The organism is Halomonas sp. I1 (assembly GCF_032334135.1).
Classification (GTDB): Bacteria; Pseudomonadota; Gammaproteobacteria; order Pseudomonadales; family Halomonadaceae; genus Halomonas.
The window spans coordinates 47750-68890 of the sequence record NZ_JAVXUS010000007.1; the positions used below are offsets into that span (position 1 = coordinate 47750).

The following is a 21141-nucleotide window of genomic DNA, read 5'->3' on the forward strand; positions in this document are numbered from 1 at the left end:
GGGAACAAGATTCAGACAATGCCTAGCGGGCGGCGGCTCGGCTGGCCTGCAGGGTCCGGGTCAATAGGGCGCGAAGGGCGGCGGGACGCACCGGTTTGAGCAACAGGTGATAGCCGGCTCGCTTGACCGTTTCGGCGACCTCCTCGGTGCGATCGGCGGTAATGACGATGCCGGGCACGTTGCCCTGCAGGCGTTCGCCTAGCGCTTCCATGGCCATCAGGCCGGTGACTTCGTTGTCGAGGTGATAATCGGCCAGGATGGCGTCGGGATCGGCGTCCAGGTGACGCAGCACCGATTTGGCGCCGCCGATGGAGGTGGCGGTGAAGACTTCGCAGCCCCAGCCCGTAAGCATGGCCTTCATGCCCTCCAGGATCAGTGACTCATTGTCGATGCACAGGATGCGCGTGCCGGCCAGCTTGTTGCCGGCTCGACGTGGCTTGCTCTCCTCGGCCGTCTCCTGACGGCGGGCTTCCACCACCGGCACGCTGACCGCGAAGACGGTACCGGCACCTTCCTCGGAACGCACCCGGATGGGGTGATCGAGCACTCGACTCATGCGCTCGGCAATGGAGAGGCCCAGGCCGAGGCCCTTCTCGCCCTCCTTGTGACGTGACGCCTGATCGAGGCGGCGAAACTCCTGGAAGATCTCGGCCTGCTTGGCCTCCGGGATGCCCGGTCCGCTGTCCCAGACTTCGATGGAAAGGCGCTCGCCCTGCCGGCGGCAGCCCAGCAGCACGCGGCCTTCCTGGGTGTAGCGGATGGCATTGGAAAGAAAGTTCTGCACGATGCGTCGCAGCATCTGGGCGTCGCTGTCGACCCAGGCACGGCTCGACACGACGACCAGGTCGAGGCCTCGATCCTCGGCCATCACCTCGAACTCGGCGCGCAGTGGCCGGAAGATGTCCGCCAGGGCGAAATGGCTGCGCCTGGGGGTCAGGGCGCCGGCGTCGAGCTTGGAGATGTCGAGCAGGGTGCCGAGCAACTCTTCGGCGGCCTGCAGCGAATTATCGATATGGCCGATGGTGCGTTTCATGTCGTCGGCATCCATCCCCTGGGTCAGGGCCGAAGTGAACAGGCGAGCGGCATTGAGCGGCTGCAGCAGATCATGGCTGGCCGCGGCCAGAAAGCGCGTCTTGGACGCATTGGCGTCCTCGGCGACCTGCTTGGCCTGGCGCAGCGCCTGCTCGGCCTCGGCACGCACCCGGTTCTCCTGACGCAGGGCAGCGTTGGCCTCGGAGAGTGCCTGGGTGCGCTCGCGCACCCGCTCCTCCAGGGTCTCGTTGGTTTCCTTGAGGGCGATTTCGGCGCGGCGGCGTTCGGTGATGTCCTGATAGAGGGCGAAGAAGCCGAGGATAGCGCCGCTGTCGCCGAAGTGGGGGGTATAGGTGACCAGCATGTAGCGGATGCCCTCGGGCAACTGCAGCGAAACCTCGAAACTGACCCGTTCGCCATCGAGAGCTCGGTCGATCCATGGGGCGCGTTCTCGCGCCATGTCGTCGGAAATCACCGTCTGAAGCGGTTTGCCGATAACCTCGTTGCGATCGATCTCGAAAGCCTGTTCATAGGCGCGGTTGGTGAAGAGGTAGCGGCAGTCCTTGTCGAAATAGGCGATCAGCGCCGGCACATTGTCGGTGTAGATGCGGATATTGTTTTCCGAGCGGATCAGCGCTTCCTCGGTACGCTTCTGCTGGGTGATGTCCTGGTAGGTGTAGACGAAGCCGCCGCCCGGCATGGGATTGCCCTGCACCTCCAGGACGCTGCCATCCTGACGGTAGCGGACATAACGGTGTGGCTGGCCTTCGCGGATGTTGTCGAGGAGCAGCTTGACGTGTTCCTCGGGATCGCCGGGGCCGTATTCGCCGTTGTGCGCATTGTAGAGAAAGATGCGATCGATCGGCGCGCCGACTCGGATCAGGTGATCGGGAAAGCGGAACAGTTCCAGGTAGCGTTGATTCCACACCACCAGGCGCAGGTTCTGGTCGACCACGCTGATGCCCTGGTTGATGTTCTCGATGGTGGCCTGGAGCAGGGCGCGGTTGAATTCCAGTACCTGGGACGCTTCGTCGACGATCGAGATCACGTCCGAAATGCCGATGCCTCGGCCCTGGAGTGCTGAGTTGACCACGATACGCGCCGAGGAGGCGCCGAGGACCGAGGCCAGAAAGCGCTCGGTGAACTGGATGACGTCGATGGAGGCGCGGGTGTTGTCCTCCATCGGCTTGCCGATGCGGCGGGCATAGTCATCGAAGGCACGGCTGACCTGGCCGGCGCCGAGGAAGCGTTCGCACAGGACCTTGAGATCGCCCACCGTGGTGGCACCGGTCCAGGGGCGGTTCACCGAGGTCTGGCGAGTTTCGACGCTGTCGACGAACAGCGAGGCCTGGATACGCTCGACCACCCGCTGCGGGGTCATCTGGGAGACGAAGATGTAGGCGACCAGGTTGACGCCCAACGACAGCATCACGCCATGGGTGAAACTGTCGCCGACATTGAGCCCGAACAGGGCGGTGGGCGAGAGCCAGCCGATGTTCAGCGGACCGCCGTACAACCAGGCCTCGGGAAGCACGCCGGCGGCGATCAGGTCCGGCATCAGCAGGCTGTAGGCCCAGATCGCGAAGCCGGCGTTCATGCCCACGATCACGCCCAGGCGGTTGCCGCGCTTCCAGTAGAGGCCGCCGATCAGCGCCGGGGCGAACTGGGCGGCGGCGGCGAAGGACAGCATGCCGATGGCGGCCAGGGAACTGAAGTCGCCGAGCAGCTGGTAGACGCCGTAGGCCATGGCCAGGATCACGCCGATGGTGATGCGACGGGCGCGCAGCACCAGGCGGCCATAGTCGCGGGCCTTGGTGTCGAACCAGCGCAGGCGGAACAGGGCGGGAATGACGATCTCGTTGGAGATCATGATCGATACTGCCACCGCGGCGACGATCACCATGCCGGTGGAGGCCGAGAAACCGCCGATGAAGGTCAGCAGGGTGAGCCATTCGCTGCCGGCGGCCATGGGCAGTGCCAGTACATAGGTGTCGGGCGACACATTGGTATCGGCGAAGATGGTCAGGCCGGCGGCGGCCAGCGGCAGCACGAAGAAACCGAAGGCCAGCAGGTAGAGCGGAAACAGCCAGCGGGCCTTGGCGGCATCGTCGCGATGGGTGTTCTCCACCACTGCCACGTGGAACTGGCGAGGCAGACAGAGGATGGCCAGCATGGCCAGCAGGGTCTGGGCCCAGAACCCCTGGCCGAAGTCCTGCTGGGCGAGCTGGCGCTGAAGCTCGAGCTGGATATCGGCGAAGGCCAGCAGGTCACCGAGGCCGTCGAACATGCCCCAGGTCACGTAGGCGCCCAGCGTCAGGAAGGCCACCAGCTTGATCAGCGACTCGAAGGCCACGGCATGGATAAGGCCCTCATGGTGCTCGGTGGCATCGGTATGGCGGGTGCCGAAGAGAATCGCGAAGGCCGCCATCACCAGCGCCACGTAGAAGGCGGTATCGCCGAATAGCGGTGCCCGGGTGATGTCTGCCTCCGAGGTCAGCACGCTGAAGGAGGTGGAGACGGCCTTAAGCTGAAGCACGATGTAGGGCAGGGTGCCGATCAGTGCCACCAGGCTGGCGAAGGCAGCCAACGACTGGGTCTTGCCGTAGCGCGAGGCGATGAAGTCGGCGATCGAGGTCACGTTCTGGTGCTTGGCGACCCGAATCATCTTGGCCAGCACCGGCCAGAACAACAGCAGAGTGAGGATCGGCCCGACGAAAATGCTGGCAAAGGACCACCCCGAGGTGGCGGCTTGCCCCACGGCGCCATGAAACGTCCAGGAGGTGCAGTAGATGGCCAGCGCCAGACTGTAGACGATCGGGCGGCGGCGGGTGGCGCCTCGTGTCCTGGCCAGGCGATCGCCGCGCCAGGCAATGGCGAACAGGACGGCGACATACAGTAGTGAAACGACGATCAGTAGCCAGCCAGCGAACATGCGTATCTCCCTTGCTTGGTGCGGCTATTCTAGCAGGCTGGCGGGCTGTCAAACTCCCCCATGGCGGCGGGGGTGAAGGCGGCTCGACATGATGATGTTGCATCGCGCTGCCCCGAGAGGGGCAACGACGCTGCAGGTGGCTGGCGGGCTCGTCGCGCAGGCGCTGTCTTCGGGCGAGCGGGGCATTGGTGAGGGGGCTGTTCAGCTCGCCTGGCAGACTTCCCGGTAGAGCGGGTCCGAGCCCTCCAGGCGACGCAGCTCATCGGTCTGTGGTCGGCGTTGTTCCTCGCTGAGCGGGACCAGTTCGCGGCTGTCGCAATTGAGCAACTGGGCCTGGTGGATCACGCGCTGGGCGGCGCCGGAGGTGAAGCGATAGAGAATGAACTCCGCCAGCCGTTGTCCGTCCACCGTCTCCACTGCCACATCATCCCGATCCACCACCGTGAAAGCGGTCGTCATCGGCGCGAGGTAGGTCCAGGGACGCCAGAGGGCCGGTTCCTCGGTAGTGGAAACGATACGTGCCGAGTCGGGCAGCTGTTGCCGCTTGTGATCGAACCAGCCGTATTCATGCTGGATCTGGTAGCCGAGCATGCCGAGGCCGGCACATACCGGAACGACCCAGCGCGGCAGTCGCTTGCCGCTCAGGGTGCGCAGCAGCAGACCGAGGCCCGCCGCACCCAGGCCGGCGAAGATCGCCGCGATCAAATGCCAAATCATGTAGGGCTTCCTGACGATCATCGGGCTTCCCGAAGGAAGCCCGATGCAAGGGTTGTGATCGGCGCCGCGAACGACGCCGGAATGGAGGGATTATGACTTAGTGGTCGGTGGCGGCGCCAGCGCCCTTGGGATAGCGCACGCTTTCGACGAGGTCCTGGATTTCCTGGGGGGGCTCCGCCGTCATCCGGGACGTGGTGAAGGCCACCGCGAAGTTGACGATGGCGCCCACGGCCCCGATGGACAGCGGCGAAATCCCCAGCACCCAGTTTTCCGGCGTATCCGGCAGGTTGTTGGTGCCCGGAATGAAGAACCATCCCTTGTAGATGAAAATGTACACCAGGGTGAAGACCAGGCCGGTCACCATGCCGGCGATGGCGCCGGTGTTGTTCACCCGCTTGGAGAAGATCCCCATCATCAGCGCCGGGAACAGCGAGGCGGCGGCGATACCGAAGGCCAGTGCCACCACCTGGGCAGCGAAGCCCGGCGGGTTGGCCCCCAGGTACGTTGCCACGATGATGGCGACGGACATGGATATCCGGGCTGCCATCAACTCGCCTTTCTCGGTGATGCGTGGATTGATGGCCCCCTTGATCAGGTCGTGGCTGATGGCCGAGGAGATGGCCAGCAACAGACCGGCAGCCGTCGACAGCGCTGCGGCCAGCCCGCCGGCGGCGATCAGGCCGATGACCCAACCTGGCAGATTGGCGATCTCGGGATTGGCCAGTACCAGGATGTCATTGTTGACCGAGAGTTCGTTGCCTTCCCAGCCGCGTTGCTCGGCGGTCGACGCGAAGTCCTCGGTGTCGTTGTAGAGCTGGATACGACCGTCGTCGTTCTTGTCCTCGTACTGGATCAGGCCGGTTTCCTCCCAGGTACGGATCCACCCGGGGCGCTCCTCGTAGAGGATCGGGTTGGATGTGGCTTCCTCGACGTTCTCGACCTGGCCGGCCATCTCTGGGTAGACGGTGGTCGCGATGTTGAGACGTGCCATGGAGGCCACGGCGGGAGCAGTCAGGTAGAGCAGAGCGATGAACACCAGGGCCCAGCCGGCCGACCAGCGAGCATCCGCCACCTTGGGCACCGTGAAGAAACGGATGATGACGTGGGGCAAACCGGCGGTACCGATCATCAGCGAGAGAGTGAACAGCACCATGTTGAGCTTGTTGTCCACGTCTGCCGTGTACTCGTTGAAGCCCAGGGCGGTTACCACCTCGTTGAGCTTGGCCAGCAGCGGCACGCCGGATTCACTGTGGTCGGAGAACAGCCCGAGCGGTGGAATGGGGTTGTCGGTCAGTTCAAGCGAGATGAAGATCGCCGGAATGGTATAGGCGATGATCAGCACGATGTACTGGGCTACCTGAGTATAGGTGATGCCCTTCATGCCCCCCAGCACCGAATAGAAGAAGATCACCACGGCGGCGATCAACAGGCCGGTGGTGGCATCCACCTCGAGGAAGCGCGAGAAGGCCACGCCGGCGCCTGCCATCTGCCCGATGACGTAGGTCACCGAGGCCACGATCAGACAGACCACCGCGACCATGCGCGCCGGTTTGCTGTAGAAGCGGTCACCGATGAATTCCGGGACAGTGAACTTGCCGAACTTGCGCAGATAGGGCGCCAGCAGGGTCGCCAGCAGGACATAGCCGCCGGTCCAGCCCATCAGGAAGGTCGAGTTGGCATAGCCGCCGGCCGCGATCAGGCCGGCCATGGAAATGAAGGACGCCGCTGACATCCAGTCGGCACCGATGGCCATGCCATTGGTGATCGGGTGAATGCCGCCGCCGGCAACATAGAAATCCTTGGTCGAGCCAACCTTCGCCCAGATGGCGATGCCGATGTACAAGGCGAAGGAAGCGCCCACGAAGAGGACGTTGATGGCAAATTGACTCATGCAGGTTACTCCTCGAGCCCGAACTGTTTATCCAGCCGGTTCATCTTCCAGGCATAGAAGAAGATGATGCCGATGAAGGTCAGTATCGAACCCTGCTGCGCGAACCAGAAGCCGAGGTCGGTACCACCGATGGCGATGCCGGACAGTAGGGGTCTCAGCAGGATGGCGCAGCCATAGGACACCAGGGCCCAGACGACCAGACACCCTGCTATCAGTCGTATGTTGGCCGCCCAGTAGGCTTCGGCATTGGATTTATTGTCTGCCATTGTGTTGCTCTCCGCTTGTCGTTGAGGTCGGAAAGTAGTACCCGGTAAGGAGGGGTGGCGAGACGGCGACGCCCTCCAGGGTTTCATGGGTAATGCTGGTCAATAATATGAAAAAATGAAGCCCATACTTTGGTATCAATGGATCTTGGTGGTTTTTGTGTGTTTTTCGTTATCCTTTATTATCAATTGGTTATTGTGTTATTGGAGAATTGTTGAATGTAGTTGGCAAGCCAGTATGGGACCATGGTATAGCAGCGGAAAAGGCGGTGAGAGAATGACGGTTACCGCGCTATAAAACGATGGTATTAATCCATAGTGATGAGATGGCCTGCTCGTACGACTTCGGCATATAGAACCATGGTATGGATTCTTGCCATGGGTATGGCCTTGTTAGTCTGGCCTTGGCGCCTGTCCCCGGATGGATGCTTTTGTTCGATGAAGGATGCATGATTCTGTCTTTCCGGCGAGCGGTCCGGAGAGGCGGTGGGTAATGACCACGCCGCGAGGCTCTCGTCATGATCGATGTCGATTTTTCTCAGCCCCCGTTCAGCCTGCTCGACGATGCCGGGCGAGAGAGGGTGAGCGGCAGCCTCGATCTGGTCTATTTCGATCGAGATGAGGTTATTCTCGATGCCGGTCAGCCCGGCGAGAGCGTCTTTCTGATCCACAAGGGCGAGGTCGCCGAACTGGATGTCACTCAGCCCGGGGAACCGGAGCGCATCGGCCACTACACCGCTGGCGACCTGTTCGGCGCTATCAGTATCCTGCACGGGCAGAGTCGATATCGGTTCTGCGCCGAACAGGAGAGCCTCTGCTACCTGTTGCCCAGGGCGGAGTTCCTGGCGTTGTGCGATGACTATCCGGCCTTCGCCGATTGCTTTCGTCGTAACCTGGCGCACAAGACACGCCTGCTGGCTGCTCAGCGTGCTTCCGGTGGGGCCGACATGGCCGGCACCATGCTGGCGCGTGCGAGGGAATGCATGCGTCCGCCTTTCCGGTTGGCGAGAACCGCCACCATCACCGAGGCGGTGACCACCCTGGAGGCACGACGCGTCGACAGCCTGCTGGTCGATGGCGACAGCGGTCCGGGCATGGTGACCAAGACCGATCTGCTCAATGCCCTGGTGCTGGAGAAGTGGCCGCCGGATGCACCGGTACGCTCCATCGCTCACTTTGCGCTGGTCACGGTGCGCCCGGACCAGTATCTGTTCGAAGCGCTGGTGGCGATGACACATCACCGCATCGAGCGGGTTGTGGTCATGGAGGATGTCACGCCTGTGGGCGTCGTCGAGCTGGTCGACGCACTCAGCCATTTTTCCAGCCGCAGTCATGGGGTCAGCCTGCAGGTGGAGCAGGCTGATGATCTGGCGTCACTGTCGGTTGCCAGTCGGCTGATGCCCGACCTGGTGCGAGGGCTGATGGCTCAGGGGGTCAAGCCGCGTTTCGTCATGGGGCTGCTGGCAGCGCTGAATGGGCGCCTCATCGGCAAGACATGGGACTTTATCGTCGACGAGCGTTATCACGGTGCGAGTTGCCTGATGGTCATGGGCAGCGAAGGGCGCGGGGAGCAGATCCTCAAGACCGACCAGGACAACGGCCTGATCCTGAGCGATGACCTGGTCTGGCCGCAACGAGAGGCCTGCATGCGTGCTTTCAGCGATGCGCTCCTCGAGCTGGGCTATCCGCCATGTCCCGGTGGCATCATGGTTTCCAATGCGCAGTGGGTCGGCAGCGAGACCCAGTGGCGGGAGCGTATCGACACCTGGGCACGGCGTTGTGACGTGGACGCGCTGATGAACCTGGCCATCCTGCTCGACGCCCAGGCCATGGGGGGCAATCCGGCGCTGCTCGCACGGTTGCGCGAGGCGCTCTTCGAGCGCTGTGCTGGTGACGAGATCCTGCTGTCGCATTTCGCCCGCCCGGTGCTGCGGTTTTCGACGCCGTTGACGTTGTTCGGCTCGCTGAAGAAACCGCGGCACGGTATCGACATCAAGAAGGGCGGCATCTTCCCGGTCGTGCACGGCGTCAGGGTCATGGCCCTGGAACGCAACATTACGGTGACCTCGACCCTGGAGCGGCTCGATGCCCTGGTGGCCGATGGTCGACTGGAGGCTCGTTTCGCCGAGGATTTGGGAGAGGCGCTGTCATTGTTCACCGAATTGCGCCTGAAGCAGCAGCTCGAACGGCTCGACGGCAGGGAAGGAGAACCTGACCGGGTGGTGGTCCAGGAACTGTCGTCGCTGGAACGCGACCTGCTGCGCGAGGCACTGCATATCGTCAAGGACTTCAAACAGCGGTTGTCCCACCGCTACCACCTGGAGTACGCCTGAGGGAGGCGCGGCCCTCTGACAGGAACCCGGACCGATCAGGAGGGAAAGATCATGTTCAAGGCCTTGCGACGTGCGGCCGATCGCTGGCGTCATGCCGACAGCCGGTACGGCTGGCTCTTTCAGCCTTATACCGGCGATGAAATGGTGGCCGTGGCCTGCCGAGCTACCGAATCGCCCGATCGTCATGGCGAGCCCGTTGCCATCGCCGCCGTGTGCCTGCGTGGCGACCGGGTCCTGACCAGCGAGTCGCTCGACCTGCATGTACGGCGGCCCGTCGGCCTCACGGCCGAAACCGTTCGTCGGCACGGGTTGCGCGGTATCGATCTGGAAGACGGTGAGCCCTTGGGCGATGCCCTGGAGCGCCTCCTGGACTTCGTCGGTAATCGGCCCCTGGTGGGGTGGCATCTGGAGGAGGAGCTGGCCATGCTGAATCGGGAGTTGCGACCGCGCTTCGGTTTCGACCTGCCCAATGCCGCGATCGATGTGGCTCAGCTCTATCAGCGACGCCAGCGCTATCGTCATCCTCAACTCGAGGGGCGACCGTGTTTCGAAGAGGCCGCCGAACGGCTCGACGTGCCGTTGATGGGCCGCCACAGTGCACTGGGCGATGCGGTGACCACTGCCTTGATGTACCTGCGCCTGGTGCGTGATGACGCCGTGCGGCGCCACAGCAGCTGAGCATGGCGTTTCGCCTGTATGGGTCGGGGGTGGTAGGATAACGCCCCCGAATTTCGTAGATGCCCTGGCAGCGCCGTGACCATGCAAGATGCCGTGATGTTCGACTCTCATACCGACCGGAACACCCGTGATGGTGGCGTTCAGAACGCCGCCAAGGCCAAGCGTGAGTTCAACAAGTTGCAGAAGCGCCTGCGACGCCAGGTCGGCAATGCCATCATCGATTACGACATGATCCGCGAGGGCGACAAGGTGATGGTCTGCCTGTCCGGTGGCAAGGACAGCTACACCATGCTTGAGATCCTGCGTAACCTGCAGCGCAACGCTCCGGTGAACTTCTCGCTGGTGGCGGTCAACCTGGACCAGAAGCAGCCCGGCTTTCCCGAGCACGTACTGCCCGAGTACCTGGACGGCATCGGTGTCGATTATCATATTCTCGAGCGTGACACCTACTCGGTGGTCAAGGAGAAGACGCCGGAGGGCAAGACGACCTGCTCGCTGTGCTCGCGGCTGCGTCGTGGCTCGCTTTATGGCTATGCCGAAGAGATCGGCGCCACCAAGATCGCTCTGGGGCACCATCGCGAGGATATCCTGGAGACCTTGTTTCTCAACATGTTCTTCGGGGGCAGCCTGAAGTCCATGCCGCCCAAGCTGTTGTCCGATGATGGCAAGAACATCGTCATTCGCCCGCTGGCCTATTGCCGCGAAGCGGATATCGCCGAATTCTCCCAGCGCATGGAATTTCCCATCATCCCCTGCAACCTGTGCGGCTCCCAGCCCAACCTGCAGCGTCAGGTGGTCAAGGAAATGCTGGCGGATTGGGAGGCGCGGCATCCCGGACGGCTGGAGAGCATGTTCAAGGCGGTGACCAATGTAGCGCCATCGCAGCTCGCCGACCGCGAACTCTTCGACTTCGCTGGCCTCGAGGAGAAGCAGGCCCGGATGCAGGCCTCGCGTATCGACTTCACCGAACTCTGATGGCCCCCGGCGTTTGCCGGGAGCGGGCAGACGTCAGCGACGCGCTACGGGCTGCGAGCTACGGGCTACGGGCTGCGAGCTGGGTTTTCGGGTTTCGCATCTCGCATCTCGCATCTCGCATCTCGCCGCTCGTATGCTTTGGGTTTCAAGCTTCGAGCTTCGAGCTTCGAGCTTCGAGCTTCGAGCTGCGTGGTGCCAACATACTGCTCGCCTCTCGCCTCTCGCCTCTCGCCTCTCGCCTCTCGCCTCTTGAGTTAGTGCCCCGCATGCCCGTTCATCTGGCTGTGGTCCATCTGGCCATGGTCCATCGTGTTAGTGGGCAGTACCCCCCAGAGTTGCCAGAGGGCGAAGGCGATGATGGTCAGGGCCGCAAGGGTCCGGGTGGCGGGATGGCGGATCAGGGTGGCCAGTCGACGGGCGACCAGCCCGGTCGCCAGCAGAGCCGGCAGGGTCCCCAGGCCGAAGGCCCCCATCAACAGGATGCCCCGGACGGGATCGGCGGTCGCCAGGCTCCAGGCTAGCATCGAGTAGACGAGACCACAGGGGAGCCAGCCCCAGACAGCGCCCAGTGCCACGGCCTGGGAAGGCTTGACCACCGGCATCAGACGCTTGCCTACGGGCTCCAGGTGGCGCCACAGGTGTCGTCCGAGGGCCTCGAGGCGCAGCAGCCCTTTCCACCAGTCGGCGATGTACAGCGCCATCAGGATCAGCATCACGGCGGCCAGCATCTGAAGCGCCAGGCGGGCGCCTGGTGCAATCTCGATCATGGTGCCGAGCAGGGCGATCAGGCCCCCCGCGCACATATAGCTGGTAATACGCCCCAGGTTGTAGCCCAGCAGCAGGCCGGCCAGGCGCGTCGGCTGGCGCATGCTGGGGGGGACGGCAAAGGTCAGGGCGCTCATGATGCCGCCGCACATGCCGATGCAGTGGGCGCCGCCGAGTAGCCCGAAGACGAAAGCAGCCGTCAGGGGCGGAAGATCCAGTCCGGTCGGGTTCATGCGTCATTCTCCTGATCACGGGGAGGCAGGGTGGCATCGTTATCCTGTGGTCGATCAGGTCGTGTCCTGGGCGGGTCATCCTCGTCGAACAGGATGCGGTAGGCGGGGCCCTCGAGGTCGTCGAACTGGTCGTTGTTCACCGCCCAGAAGAAGGCCCAGACAGCCAGGCCGAGCAGGACGAGCGATAGCGGAATCAGCAGATAAAGAACGCTCATGACGACACCGGAGACGTGAGATGGTGGAAACTGGTCGGGCGAGCCAGGCGAAGGGCATTGCCCACGACCACCAGCGAGCTGAGTGACATGCCGATGGCGGCGAGCCAGGGCGGCACCAGGCCGCAGGCTGCCAAGGGGAGAGCCGAAAGGTTGTAGACCAGGGCCCACCCCAGGTTCTGGCGAATGACGCGCCGGGTGGCACGGGCGATGCCGATCGTCTCGGCAACACGATGAAGTCGGGACGTCAGCAGGACCACATCGGCCCGGGTTCGGGCCAGGTCGGTGGCGCCGTTCATGGCGAAGGCGACATCGGCGCCGGCCAGCACCGGCACATCATTGATGCCATCGCCCACCATGGCGATGCGCTCACCGCGAGACTGGTGGCTGCGGAGCCTGGCCAGTTTGTCTTCCGGACTCATGGCCGCCGTCCAGTCATCGATGCCAAGCCGTTCGGCCAGGGCACGCACCCGAGGCTCGGTGTCGCCGGAGAGCAGCTCCACCTCGATGCCGGCCAGGCGCAGCGTCGCCAGGGTGGCGTCGGCATCCTCGCGAAGACGGTCGTCCAGAGCGAACCAGGCCCGGGGGCGGCCTGCTTCGGCGAGCAGCAGCCAGTGTCCGTCATCGGGCGGCGCTGGGGGAGAATCGGCGGCGAAATCGGGACGACCAAATCGCCACCGTGTCCCCTCGATGCGCCCCTCGAGACCGGCCCCGGACTGACGGGTGACATCCTCGGCGGTCACGCCCGGCAGACGGTGCGGGTGGAAGGCTCGGGCGATAGGATGTTCCGAATGTGCCTCGAGGCTGGCGGCGATGGCGCGAAGTCGTCGCGGGTCACTGCCATCGAGGGAGCGGGTCTCGACGAGTCGCATCTCGCCGGTGGTCAGGGTGCCGGTCTTGTCGAAGATCACGCGGTCGATGCCGTCCAGCGTTTCCAGTGCATCGGCCCGGGTCAGCAGGGCGCCACGGCGATGCAGTCGGCCGTGGGCGGCGGTGAGAGCCGTGGGCGTGGCCAACGCCAGGGCGCAGGGGCAGGTGACCACCAGAACTGAAAGCGTCACCCAGAAGGCTCGCTCGGGCGCGATGAACCACCAGGCCAGGGCCACGGCAGCGGCGATCAGCAACACCTGGAGCACGAAGCGATGGGCCAGGTGTGCGCTTCTGAGCGCCAGGCGTGGGCGGCTGGCGAAGGCGCGGTCGGTGAGGTCGAGAATGCTGGCGACCCGTGTGTCACGACCGGCGTGGGTAATCCTCAGGGTCAGCGGGTTCTCGATATTCTGACTGCCGCCGGTGACGGTATCGCCGACATGTCGTGCCACCGGCTGTGTCTCGCCGGTCAGGGTCGATTCGTCGAGACTGGAGTGGCCGCTTTCGATCACGCCATCGGCGGGTACGCCGTGTCCCGGCTTGACCAGGACCCGGTCGCCGACGCGCAGCTCACTGGCGGGGAGGATACGTGGCTCGCCGTCGTCGTCGAGGCGCGTCGCCGATATCGGCAGCAGCTCGGCCAGCGCATTGCCGGCAGCACCGCCCCGGCGGCGTGCACGGGCCTCGAGGTGACGCCCGAACAGAAGGAAGAAGGTGAACATGCTCACCGAGTCGAAGTAGACCTCGCCCTGGCCGCTGATGACGGACCGGGTGCTGGCCAGGTAAGCCGAGCCGATGGCCAGGGATACCGGGACATCCATCCCGGGGGTGCGGTTACGGAGGTCGCGCCAGGCCTGATGGAAGAAGGGCTGGGCCGCGTACAGCACCACCGGGGTGGTCAACGCCAGGGCCAGCCAGTGGAAGAGGTGGCCGAAGTCGCCATCCAGGCCAGCCTCGCCCGCGAGGTAGAAGGGCAGGGAAAACATCAGTGCCTGCATCATGCCCAGGGCGGCGACGATCAGTCGGCGCATCTGTCGATGCGATTCGCGTTGCAGGCGCTGCTGCGCTTCGTCGGGCTCGAAGGGGCGGGAGGGATAGCCGATTGACGCGAGTTCGGCGAGCAGGCGCGAGAGGGCGATGCGATGCGGCTCCCACTCCAGGCGCAGGCGATGGTGGGTCAGGTCGACGGCGCTGCCGGTGACGCCCTCGAGGGCATTGAGTCGATGCTCGATCAGCCAGGCGCAGGCGGCACAGGTGATGCCATCCACTGCCAGAGTGGCGTTGACGAGGGTGTCGTCGCCGTGCACGAAGCGGGCCTGTAGACCGGGGTCGTCGAACAGTGACCACTGCTCGGCACGGGTGTCGTGATGGTCCCGAGGGCGTTCGGGCAGGGCGGTGCGGAAGCGGTAGTAGCTTGCCAGGCCACCCGCGACGATGGCGCGGGCCACGGCTTCGCAGCCGGGGCAGCACAGCGGGTGCCGGCACTCGTCGATCTCGAGCGTCCAGGCGGCGTGCTCGGGCACCGGTTCGCCGCAATGATAGCAGCTCCGGGTGTCGTCAGGATGGATCGCGACGCCGGCTTCCATGGATCAGATCCCCGGTGTCAGGGCGATCGTGCCCGCGTCGGGAAAGCGGGCCTCGCCGGTGAGTCGCCAGGCGGCGTCGTCGCCGGGCGTCGGCTGCAGATGCAGGTACCAGCGATAGCGCAGGGGGGCGTCCAGGTGGCCCGCGTAACGTCCCTCTCGGACGCGTTGCAGCGTCAGGTGGCGGTCGCGACCATGTTCGGTCGGGAAGATCCACGCCAGGTGCAGTCGTTCGGGGCGTCGCTCGCCTTCCAGGTCAACGATCACGTCGCCGGTGAGGGCATCGACGCGCAACCGGGCTGCCAGCCCCAACTGGCCGGCCCTTTCCTGCTTGGCCAGCTGTTCGTTGATGGCCAGGCCGCGTCGGTAATAGTCCTGCGCCACGGTACCGTCGAAATATCGGATCGAGGCGACCAGGTAGACCAGGCTGAAGATCACCGAGGAGGCCAGCAGACCGATGATGAACCAGGGCCAGAACTGCTTGTACCAGGGGGGGGCAGGGGGCGAGGCGAGTGGCATCAGGGGGTTCCTCCCAGGAAGCGGCTGTCGCGGACCAGCGAGATGTCGGCGTCGAGTGCCTCGAGGTGCCACTGGATGTCGTGGCTGGGTCGCTGGACGTCATGGCGGTCGACGCTTGCCTCGACGACCAGCTGGCGAGACTGGCCGGCGGGGACCGAGACGCGTTGTCTGTCGAGGCTCAGGCCGGACAGCCCTGTGGCGGCGAGGCGATAGCGATGGTCGGCGTTGTCCAGATTGCGCACGGTCAGGGTGTAGGCGTTGGTGATATCGCCCTGGGGCGTGACCCGGAACAGGCGTTGACGGTCCCGCTCCACGTCGAGGTCGAGCGGCGTGCGGTCGACGAGATGTCCGGCAAACAGGACCAGCATGGCCAGCAGTGCCGCCAGGTAGCCGAGCAGGCGCGGTCGGCGTATCCGCGTCGGCTGGCCGGACAGGGCGTTCTCGGTGGTGTAACGGATCAGGCCGCGAGGCCGGCCGATCCGGTCCATCACGCCGTCGCAGGCGTCGATGCAGGCCGCGCAGTCGAGACAGCCATGTTGCAGGCCCTCGCGAATATCGATGCCGGTGGGGCATACCTGGACACAGAGGCCGCAGTCGATGCAGTCGCCCCCGGCGTCGGCCTCCCGGCGTCGGTGGGCGCGCGGCTCGCCGCGTCCGGCATCATAGGAGACGGTCAGGGTGTCGCGGTCGAACATCACGGCCTGGAAACGCGCGTAGGGACACATGTGCAGGCAGACCTGTTCACGCAACCAGCCGGCGTTGAGGTAGGTGAAGGTGGCGATCAGGGCCAGCCAGAAATATGCCCAGCCGCTGGCCTCCAGGTGTGGCAGGGTCGCGACGAGCTCCCGGATCGGCGTGAAGTAGCCGATGAAGGTGAGACCGGTGGCCAGCGCGATGGCGAGCCAGATGACATGCTTGAGGCCCTTGCGGCATGCCGTATCGATATCCAGGGCGCGTTGCTCGCGCCTGAGGCGTCGATGGCGGGGGCCTTCGATCCGGTGCTCGACCCAGATGAACCACCAGGTCCAGACGCTCTGCGGGCAGGCATAGCCACACCAGAGTCGGCCGGCGAGTACGGTGACGAAGAACAGGGCGAAGGCCGCGATGATCAGCAGCCACGACAGCAACATGAACTCCTGCGGATAGAGGGTCATGGAGAGGAAGTGAAAGGCGCGACCGGGCAGGTCGAACCAGATCGCCGGACGCCCGTCGAGCGTGACCCAGGGGAGCGCGAAGAACGTCGATACCAGCGTCACGTCGAGGCCGCGCCGCCAGCGCTGGAAGCGCCCTCGGACTTCGCGCACCTGGATATGCCGGCGCGGCTCGTAGAGCGAATGGCCGAGCTCCGTGACCGGGATGCTACCGTCGGCGTCGTGGTACGCAATGTCCTGGCTCATTCGGTCCTCCCGTGTCGGCCGTCGCTCGTGACGTTTGTCATCACCCTTTCGGCGGGCATGGCCAAGCGCTCAAGCGGCCATGGGCGCCGGGGATAAGGCGAAGCGAGGGTCCTTTGCCATGGATGGCAAAGGTAGCGCCCAAGGATGGGCCTACAGCGCCCTCGCGCAGGCTTGTCGCCGGCCGACTCGTTGGGTGACTATTAATCTGGCAATCAAATAGATCGTCCTGATCTATTTGATTGTCGCCCGCACCACGCTGGCGCAGATGCGTGGATCTTCTGGTGTGGCACGGGCTCGCACCGGCCTGACGGCCGGTGGCGGCACTTCCCTGTGCCGTGATTAACCCGACATAAAAGCTTGCCGGGTTAATAATCGGCGCTGTCCGGGGCCTGGCGACTCAACTGGTAGACATAGGCGGCTACCAGGTGAACCTTGTCTTCGCCGAGATAGTCGATCTGGGCCGGCATCTGTCCGTTGCGCCCGTTGCGCAGGGTCTCGAATACCGCGGCTTCCAGCGACTGGCCGGGGCCTTGATAGAGCCAGGCGTCGTCGGCCAGGTTCGGCGCGCCCAGTGCCGAGTTGCCGGTGCCATCCGGCTGGTGGCAGCTGGCGCACATGGCGGTGAACGTCTCGGCACCCTTTTCCGCTCGAGCCGGGTCGGTGGCCTTGCCCGACAATGACAGCACGTGCTGGGTGACATCGCCGAGGGTCTCCTCGCCCAGGTGCGCCCAGGCCGGCATGGCGCCGCTTCGCCCCTGGGTGATGGAGGTGACGATGTCATTCGGCTTGCCGCCGTAGAGCCAGGCGTCGTCGCCGAGGTCGGGAAAACCGTCGCCGCCCCGGGCATTGCTGCCATGGCAGATGGCGCAGTTGTTGAGAAACAGTCGCTCGCCTACCTGCATGGCCTCGGCGTCGTTCGCCAGCTCGGGGATGGGGCGCTTGGCGTAGCTCGCGAAGATCGGCGCATAGCGTGCTTCAGCCTGGTCCATTTCGTGTTCCCACTGCGCCTCCTGGCTCCAGCCCAGCAGGCCGGCGAAGTTGCCGAGCCCCGGGTAGAGAGCCAGGTAGCCGAGGGCGAAGAGCACCGTGCCGACATAGAGCTTGAACCACCAGCGAGGCAAGGGGTTGTCGTATTCTTCGATGCCATCGGCGGCATGGTCGGTCGTTGCCACCCGGCCTTCGGCATCGGGTTGCTTGTCGGTCTTGCGGTTGGCGAACAGCAGCCAGGCGCTGAGGGCAATGGTGCCCAGCGTGATGACGATGATCCAGGCGCTCCAGAAGCCGGACAGGTCGTTTCCCCAAAGCGAGTTCATGCCTTCCTGCCTCCCTTGTCGTGCCGGGTCTCGGATGTAGGCTCGGTCGGTGCGTCAGGCGACGGCGCCGGGTCGTCGGCGAAGGGCAGGCGGGCCGCTTCATCGAAGTCCGCCCGGCGTCCTTTCGAGTAGGCCCAGAAGATGAGCCCGACGAAGGCCGCGATCAGCAGGATGATGATGATGCCGTTCAGCGTTCCGGTATCCATGGTCAGCGTTTGTCCTCGAGCACGGTGCCAAGTTGTTGCAGGTAGGCCACCAGGGCGGTGATCTCGCGCTTGCCCTCGACCGCTTCTCGGGCGCCTTCTATCTGTTCGTCGCTGTAGGGCACACCCAGGGCGCTCAGGGCACGCATCTTGTTGCCGATATCGGTGCCATCGAGGGTGTTGTCGAACAACCAGGGGTAGGCGGGCATCACCGACCCCGGCACCACGTCACGCGGGTTGTTGAGATGCGCGCGGTGCCAGGCGTCGCTGTAGCGACCGCCGACCCGGGCCAGGTCGGGACCAGTACGCTTGGAGCCCCACAGGAAGTTGTATTCGTAGACGGATTCGCCGGCGACGCTGTAATGCCCGTAGCGCTCCGTTTCGGCCCGGAAGGGGCGAACCATCTGCGAGTGACAGCCGACGCAGCCCTCGCGTCGATAGATATCGCGGCCGGCCAGCTCCAGGGGAGAAAGCGGCTCGAGTCCCTCCACGGGCTCGGTGGTCTGCTTCTGGAAGAACAACGGCACGATTTCTGCCATGCCACCGAAGCTGATGACCACCAGGATCAGTACGGCGAGCAGGCCGACATTCTTCTCGACGATCTCGTGTCTCATGGGAGTCTCCGTCGGCTCAGGCGGTCTGCGGCAGTGGATGTTCGGCGCCGGCCGGCTGGCGGCGCAGGGTCATGGCGACGTTGTAGGCCATGATCAGCATGCCGACGACCCAGAACATGCCGCCGATCATGCGTACCGCATAGCCCGGGCCGCTGGCTTCGACGGACTCCATGAAGCTGTACATCAGGGTCCCGTCGTCGTTGACCGCACGCCACATCAGCCCCTGGAGGATGCCGTTGACCCACATGGCGGCGATGTAGAGAACGGTGCCGATGGTCGATAGCCAGAAATGCACGGCAATCAATCGCACCGAGTACATACGGGTCTCGCCGACCAGGCGAGGCACCATGTGATACAGCGAGCCAATGGTGATCATTGCCACCCAGCCGAGTGCGCCGGAGTGGACATGGCCGATGGTCCAGTCGGTGTAGTGGGAGAGGGCATTGACGGTCTTTACCGCCATCATCGGGCCCTCGAAGGTGGACATGCCGTAGAAGGACAGGGCCACCACCAGGAAGCGCAGGGTGGGGTCGGTGCGCAATTTGTGCCAGGCACCGGAGAGGGTCATCATGCCGTTGATCATGCCGCCCCAGGAGGGCGCCAGCAGGATGATCGACAGCACCATGCCGAGCGACTGTGTCCAGTTGGGCAGGGCGGTATAGTGAAGATGGTGCGGACCGGCCCACATGTAGACCATGATCAGCGCCCAGAAGTGCACGATCGACAACCGGTAAGAGTAGACCGGCCGCTCGGCCTGCTTGGGCACGAAATAGTACATCATGCCGAGGAAGCCGGCGGTCAGGAAGAAACCCACGGCGTTGTGGCCGTACCACCATTGGGTCATGGCATCGACCGCCCCCGGATAGATCGAGATCGAGTGCATCGCGGACACGGGTATGGCCGCGTTGTTGACGATGTGCAGTACGCCGACGGTGAGGATGAAGGCGGCGAAGAACCAGTTGGCCACATAGATGTGCGACGTGTGGCGCCGTTTGATAGTGCCCAGGAAGACGACGGCGTAGACGATCCATACCACGGCCAGCAGCAGGCTGATCGGCCACTCGAGTTCGGCGTATTCCTTGGTGGTGGTGTAACCCATCGGCAGGCTGATCAATGCCGACAGGATCACTGCCTGCCAGCCCCAGAAAGTGAAGGCCGCGAGCCGGTCGGAGCAGAGTCGGGTCTGGCAGGTCCGCTGGACGACATAGTAAGAGGTCGCGAAGAGTGCCGACCCGCCGAAGGCGAAGATCACCAGGTTGGTGTGGAGGGGGCGCAGGCGTCCGAAGCTCGTCCACGGTAGTCCCAGGTTGAGCTGCGGCCATACCAGCTGCGAAGCGATGACGAGGCCGCAGGACATGCCCACGATGCCCCACACCACTGTCATGATCGTGAACTGCCGGATCACCTTGTAGTTGTAGGTCGGGTGCTCGAATGCGTTATTCATGCGGGTTTCCATCCAACTCCAGTCTGCAGACGCCTCGGCCGGTCTCGCCGGAGCGCCTTGGCGTGCCGGTTCTCAGGAGTCTAGCTCAGTCGATCCATCAAATGAATACATTTATTTAAACATTTGGTACACAATATAGGTAATAAAGTGTCAACACGAAACGAGACGTCCGTCGAATGCATCGAGCGTGCGGGGTTGGAGCAGGTACTGCGACACGGCATGGAAGGGGAGTGGTGGCTCGAAGGCGTCGGCCCGCTTCAGGTGCAGGGAGAGTGTCGTGCCGGACAGCTGCTGCTGACGCATGGTGCCGGTGCCGGGCAGGATGCTTTCTTTATGGTCGAGTTACGGCGTGCCCTGGCGACTGCCGGTGTCCAGACCCTGGCCATCGAGTTCGAGTATCTGCGTCGCATGCGTCGCGAGGGCCGGCGCCGTCCACCCCCGAGAGTCGAGCGGCTGGTCGAGGAACTGGCGATGTGGCACGACGCCCTGTCGCCCTATCTGGAGGCCCCGCTATGGCTGGGGGGAAAGTCCATGGGTGGTCGGGTAGCCAGCATGTTGGCGGCCCGGGACGGGGCGGCTGGTCTTGCGCTGTGCGGCTATCCTTTTCACCCTCCACGTCGCCCTGACACCTTGCGTCTCGATCACTGGCCTGAACTGACCTGTCCGACCCTGGTGGTGCAGGGAGAGCGCGATCCTTTCGGCACCCGGAGCGAGGTGGAAGGCTACGAGCTGCCTTCGGTAGCCGAAGTGCGCTGGTTGAAAGATGGCGAACATGACTGGCGGCCGCGTCGCGCCTCGGGTGTGACGCAGTCCGAACTGATCCACGAGGGCGCGCGACGCATCGCCGAGTTCATGGGTGCTTGCCCAAGTGGATGATAGATCTGGGGTTCTCGGAAGGCGTCGACCTGGGGAGTGTGAAAAAAACGCGTTGACAATGAACGCCGTCCCTGTAGAATGCAGCGCCACGTGACCGGGGGTGGTTAGCTCAGCTGGGAGAGCACCAGCCTTACAAGCTGGGGGTCACAGGTTCGAACCCTGTACCACCCACCATGACGATGTCATGCCCGATCATGTCGCAGGTAGCGAAAGCGGACCGGTAGTTCAGTTGGTTAGAATGCCGGCCTGTCACGCCGGAGGTCGCGGGTTCGAGTCCCGTCCGGTCCGCCATCC

17 protein-coding genes and 2 tRNA genes are annotated in these 21141 nt (G+C 64.2%); 6 read left to right on the forward strand and 13 right to left on the reverse strand.

Translation table 11 applies throughout. From position 1 onward, the window contains the following. Nucleotides 1–22 precede the first annotated feature (22 nt). The 4 genes from RSO41_RS09745 to RSO41_RS09760 all read right to left on the reverse strand — a co-directional run bounded on the left by RSO41_RS09745 (nt 23) and on the right by RSO41_RS09760 (nt 6838). On the reverse strand, nt 23–3964 hold the full coding sequence (locus RSO41_RS09745) for a NahK/ErcS family hybrid sensor histidine kinase/response regulator (protein ID WP_315618907.1): 3942 nt from the start codon (nt 3962–3964) through the stop codon (nt 23–25). 201 nt (nt 3965–4165) lie between these two features. After that, entirely contained in the window at nt 4166–4681 is a 516-nt protein-coding gene (locus tag RSO41_RS09750) for a hypothetical protein (RefSeq protein WP_315618908.1), read from the reverse strand. 97 nt (nt 4682–4778) lie between these two features. Further along, nucleotides 4779–6572 carry a sodium:solute symporter family protein gene (locus RSO41_RS09755; protein WP_315618909.1) on the reverse strand — a complete coding sequence of 598 codons (1794 nt, stop codon included), beginning with the start codon at nt 6570–6572 and terminating at the stop codon, nt 4779–4781. A 5-nt stretch (nt 6573–6577) separates the two neighbouring features. After that, nucleotides 6578–6838, reverse strand: a complete 261-nt coding sequence (locus RSO41_RS09760) for a DUF4212 domain-containing protein (RefSeq protein WP_315618910.1) — start codon at nt 6836–6838, stop codon at nt 6578–6580. Between the two features lie 515 nt (nt 6839–7353). Between RSO41_RS09760 and RSO41_RS09765 the strand changes: the two genes are divergently transcribed. The 3 genes from RSO41_RS09765 (at nt 7354) to ttcA (ending at nt 10821) form a co-directional block, all read left to right on the forward strand. After that, a complete protein-coding gene (locus RSO41_RS09765; RefSeq protein ID WP_315618911.1) occupies nt 7354–9168 on the forward strand; it encodes a putative nucleotidyltransferase substrate binding domain-containing protein in 1815 nt (604 codons plus the stop codon). Nucleotides 9169–9219: 51 nt separating this feature from the next. Further along, nucleotides 9220–9846: a 3'-5' exonuclease gene (locus RSO41_RS09770; protein ID WP_315618912.1), complete on the forward strand. Its 627-nt coding sequence runs from the start codon at nt 9220–9222 to the stop codon at nt 9844–9846. A 96-nt stretch (nt 9847–9942) separates the two neighbouring features. Further along, nucleotides 9943–10821 carry a tRNA 2-thiocytidine(32) synthetase TtcA gene (gene ttcA / locus RSO41_RS09775; RefSeq protein ID WP_315618987.1) on the forward strand — a complete coding sequence of 293 codons (879 nt, stop codon included), beginning with the start codon at nt 9943–9945 and terminating at the stop codon, nt 10819–10821. Between the two features lie 254 nt (nt 10822–11075). Here the strand turns inward: ttcA and RSO41_RS09780 are convergent, their stop codons facing one another. From RSO41_RS09780 to ccoN, 9 genes are all read right to left on the reverse strand, one after another. Continuing rightward, the gene (locus RSO41_RS09780; RefSeq protein WP_315618914.1) at nt 11076–11819 is read right to left on the reverse strand and encodes a sulfite exporter TauE/SafE family protein; all 744 of its coding nucleotides are present in this window, start codon (nt 11817–11819) and stop codon (nt 11076–11078) included. Next, nucleotides 11816–12034 (reverse strand): cbb3-type cytochrome oxidase assembly protein CcoS, encoded by a 219-nt coding sequence (ccoS, locus tag RSO41_RS09785; protein ID WP_315618915.1) that lies wholly within the window; start codon nt 12032–12034, stop codon nt 11816–11818. The genes RSO41_RS09780 and ccoS overlap by 4 nt, the downstream gene beginning before the upstream one ends. Continuing rightward, nucleotides 12031–14484: a heavy metal translocating P-type ATPase gene (locus tag RSO41_RS09790; RefSeq protein ID WP_315618916.1), complete on the reverse strand. Its 2454-nt coding sequence runs from the start codon at nt 14482–14484 to the stop codon at nt 12031–12033. The genes ccoS and RSO41_RS09790 overlap by 4 nt, the downstream gene beginning before the upstream one ends. 3 nt (nt 14485–14487) lie before the next feature. After that, nucleotides 14488–15000 (reverse strand): FixH family protein, encoded by a 513-nt coding sequence (locus RSO41_RS09795; RefSeq protein ID WP_315618917.1) that lies wholly within the window; start codon nt 14998–15000, stop codon nt 14488–14490. Further along, the gene (gene ccoG, locus RSO41_RS09800) at nt 15000–16397 is read right to left on the reverse strand and encodes a cytochrome c oxidase accessory protein CcoG (RefSeq protein ID WP_315618918.1); all 1398 of its coding nucleotides are present in this window, start codon (nt 16395–16397) and stop codon (nt 15000–15002) included. The genes RSO41_RS09795 and ccoG overlap by 1 nt, the downstream gene beginning before the upstream one ends. 365 nt (nt 16398–16762) lie before the next feature. After that, complete coding sequence (gene ccoP, locus RSO41_RS09805; protein WP_315618919.1) at nt 16763–17710, reverse strand: cytochrome-c oxidase, cbb3-type subunit III; 948 nt, start codon at nt 17708–17710, stop codon at nt 16763–16765. Further along, nucleotides 17707–17916 (reverse strand): cbb3-type cytochrome c oxidase subunit 3, encoded by a 210-nt coding sequence (locus tag RSO41_RS09810; RefSeq protein WP_315618920.1) that lies wholly within the window; start codon nt 17914–17916, stop codon nt 17707–17709. The genes ccoP and RSO41_RS09810 overlap by 4 nt, the downstream gene beginning before the upstream one ends. 2 nt (nt 17917–17918) lie before the next feature. Then, a complete protein-coding gene (gene ccoO / locus RSO41_RS09815) occupies nt 17919–18527 on the reverse strand; it encodes a cytochrome-c oxidase, cbb3-type subunit II (RefSeq protein ID WP_315618921.1) in 609 nt (202 codons plus the stop codon). A 16-nt stretch (nt 18528–18543) separates the two neighbouring features. Beyond that, complete coding sequence (gene ccoN, locus RSO41_RS09820) at nt 18544–19971, reverse strand: cytochrome-c oxidase, cbb3-type subunit I (RefSeq protein WP_315618922.1); 1428 nt, start codon at nt 19969–19971, stop codon at nt 18544–18546. 147 nt (nt 19972–20118) lie between these two features. Between ccoN and RSO41_RS09825 the strand changes: the two genes are divergently transcribed. The 3 genes from RSO41_RS09825 to RSO41_RS09835 all read left to right on the forward strand — a co-directional run bounded on the left by RSO41_RS09825 (nt 20119) and on the right by RSO41_RS09835 (nt 21138). Continuing rightward, on the forward strand, nt 20119–20847 hold the full coding sequence (locus RSO41_RS09825) for an alpha/beta family hydrolase (RefSeq protein ID WP_315618923.1): 729 nt from the start codon (nt 20119–20121) through the stop codon (nt 20845–20847). Between the two features lie 98 nt (nt 20848–20945). Further along, nucleotides 20946–21021, forward strand: a tRNA-Val gene (locus tag RSO41_RS09830). Nucleotides 21022–21061: 40 nt separating this feature from the next. Beyond that, nucleotides 21062–21138: transfer RNA gene (locus RSO41_RS09835), tRNA-Asp, on the forward strand. Nucleotides 21139–21141 lie beyond the last annotated feature (3 nt).